The organism is Clostridium sp. N3C, from assembly GCF_900095445.1.
Classification (GTDB): Bacteria; Bacillota; Clostridia; order Clostridiales; family Clostridiaceae; genus Clostridium_AU.
On the sequence record NZ_FMJL01000103.1, the window covers coordinates 1 to 3,028 of the forward strand.

Here is a 3,028-nt window from a genome sequence, read left to right on the forward strand (position 1 = left end):
AAGAAACACTCACAATACGTATAAGCTAATATTTAAAATCAGAATACCATAAGTGATGATTATTGAAGAAGTAACAAATAATAAGTGTTACATAGTTATATATTTAAAATTCATTTTTTATTAAAAAAATAAGTAAAGAGCTAACAAATGGTCAATAGATATTATTAGATCCCTATAAAAATAGGATAGGTGATATGCATGAAAATTAAATTACAGATTACTCTAATATTCTCTTTATTACTATTAATTTTGCTTTCACCCACTGCCATATCAGGTAATAACCTAAAGCCTTCTTTAGCTTTTAGAAAAGATGGTACCTTTAAAATCGTTCAATTTACAGATCTTCACTGTGGCCCAAGTCTTGATAAGCCTACTTCTAGACTAATGAAAAAAGTTATAAAAAAAGAAAAACCGGATTTGGTGATCCTTACAGGGGATATTATAGATAAGAAATGTAAAAATAGAAAAGACATAAAAAAAACCATAACAGATATAGCCTTAATAATGGAAAAAAGAAAAATCCCTTGGTGCATTGTTTTTGGAAATCATGACTCCGAAAGAGGAATTATGAGTAAGGAAGAAATGATGAACATATATATGTCCTATTCTCATAACCTCAGCAGCCATGGTCCAAATAACATTGGTGGCATAGGAAATTACAACTTACTTATAAAAAGTTCAAAAACTAATAAAGCTGTTTTTAATATTTATTTACTAGATTCTGGTACTTATGCACCTAAGGAAATAGGAGGCTATGGTTGCATTAACTTTAGTCAAATTCAATGGTATAGAAAGGTTTCAGATCAATTAAAAAAAGAGCACAAAAAAACAATTCCATCACTAATGTTTACTCATATCCCTCTGCCAGAATTTAAAGAAATGTGGAAGGAAGGTACTACAGAAGGTAATAGAAATAAGGAAGAACATCCTTCAAAAATTAACAGTGGCTTATTTGCCTCCCTACTTGAAATGAAGGATGTAAAGGGAGTTTTTGTAGGTCATGATCACACCAATGATTATGTTGGGGAGTACTATGGTATTAAGTTAGGTTACTGTCCCTCATCCGGATATAAAGGTTATGGTTTGCAAGGTTACGCTAGAGGAGCTAGGGTATTTCTTATAAAGGAAGAAGATCCTAGTAATTTTGAAACTTGGATAGTAAAGGACTAAAAAGCTTTTTTTAATTAGTTAATATAAAAATTCACTTGTAGAATATTTCTTACTAGAATAGAAAATAACTTTTGATTAATTCACTAGTATATGTCCGAAAACTCAATTTCTATTTTTTCAACGTATTTATTATATGGCAATTGCTTTAGCTTATCTTCATTTTCATTTTCTTCTACTAAAGTAACTGGTAACTCTACTATAAATTCACTACCTTCCCCAAGTTTACTTACTACCTTTATATCCCCTTTATGTAACTGAACAAGGTATTTAACCAATGATAATCCTATTCCACTACCTTGTCTTTTTCTACAGGTACCTTCGTCCACTTGAACGAATCTTTCGAATATATAATTTTGCTTATCTGGCGCAATTCCTATACCAGTATCTTTTACAGAAATTATTATTTTATCCTTCTTATCGAAAATATTAACAAAAATCTTACCCCCATTGTCTGTAAACTTTAACGCATTAGATATTAAATTCAACAGAATTCTCTCAATTAAATCTGGATCACAAGCCATTATTTTTTCTTCTACTTCTGTATCAAATATAAGGTCTATACCTTTACTCTTGGCATATACAACTACAGATAAACTAATATCCTCCACAAGACTAACTATATTGTTATTACTAAGTTTCAAATCAAAATATCCTGATTCTAATTTAGAAACATCAATTAAATTATTTATGATTCTTATAATCCTATTGCAATTTTGCTTCATAACTTTTATATACTTTTTAAAGTTTTCATTATGTCTATAGTTCATATCCATTTGATCTATATTGAAACTTAATAATTGTATTGCACTAAATATTACATTTATCGGTGTCCTTATCTCATGGGATAGGTTAGCAAAAAACTCATTACGGAAATTTTCATACTCCAGTAATTTCTGTAACTGTCTTGCCTTTTCTTCCATACTTCTCTGAGCCTCTTCCGCCTTTATCTTATCTGTTAAATCCCTTGAGGAAACCACTATACCATGAACCTTATTGTTTTTAAATACAGGTTTGGCGTAAGACTCCAAATACTTATAGTTTCCATTCTTACATCTACATCTCCATCTAGCAATTCCATTACCTTTTCCTGATAATGTATATCTAGCTGTTTTCACTAGCCTCTCTTTATCTTCAGGATGCACTAAGTTTACCCAATTGCCGTCAAGTACTTCTTTAGGTTTATATCCCAATATATGTAAATGTGAAGGAGAAGCAAAGGTTATTTTTCCTTTGGTATTACACATTACAAATAAGTCTAAAGTATTTTCTGCAACTGTTCTTAAAATCTCTTCTCTTTCTCTATTAGATTGCTCTAATTTTTTCCGATATGTAATATCCCTGGCAAAAATTATATTATGTTCAACCCCATTAAAAGGAATATTAATAGCAGTAACTTCCATATGTATAACCTTACCTTTACTGCTTATGAAGTCCACTTCCTTTGCAGGTAAAATTTTATTGGCTTCTTTTGTAGCTTTTATCCTTCTCTTTACAATTTCATGAAAGTCCTTATGAATAAAATTTAGAATACTTTTATTTAAAATCTCCTCTTCTCCATCCACCTCCATCAACTTTATAGCTGTTGGATTAGCATAAGCTATAATTCCATCCCTATCTATAAAAACAGCATCACTAGAAAATTGTAAAACTTTATTATACCTTTCCTCAATCTCAGCAAAAGTTTTAAGATAATCTTTTTCTTCATAATTTTTTTCCACCTTAAATCCCCCTTCGGTAGAATATAAATTATAATATTTAGCAATAAATTAAAGTAATAGCATAATTATTTCAATAAAAGAATTTTATTATAATAATAACATTATATTATAATAATAACACTTTTTTAACAATTTTACAT

The 3,028-nt window shown here is 29.3% G+C and carries 2 protein-coding genes; one reads left to right on the forward strand and one right to left on the reverse strand.

The genetic code is table 11. The features are described 5' to 3' along the window. Nucleotides 1-198 precede the first annotated feature (198 nt). On the forward strand, nucleotides 199-1,170 hold the full coding sequence (locus N3C_RS14555) for a metallophosphoesterase family protein (RefSeq protein WP_083604578.1): 972 nt from the start codon (nucleotides 199-201) through the stop codon (nucleotides 1,168-1,170). A gap of 83 nt (nucleotides 1,171-1,253) precedes the next feature. Here N3C_RS14555 and N3C_RS14560 read toward each other — a convergent pair whose 3' ends face one another. Then, nucleotides 1,254-2,888, reverse strand: a complete 1,635-nt coding sequence (locus tag N3C_RS14560; RefSeq protein ID WP_074366713.1) for a PAS domain-containing sensor histidine kinase — start codon at nucleotides 2,886-2,888, stop codon at nucleotides 1,254-1,256. Nucleotides 2,889-3,028 lie beyond the last annotated feature (140 nt).

What these genes read in the sequence shown, in the direction of transcription:
- N3C_RS14555 (WP_083604578.1), top strand. Translation starts at nt 199, where the DNA reads ATGAAAATTAAATTACAGATTACTCTAATATTCTCTTTATTACTATTA.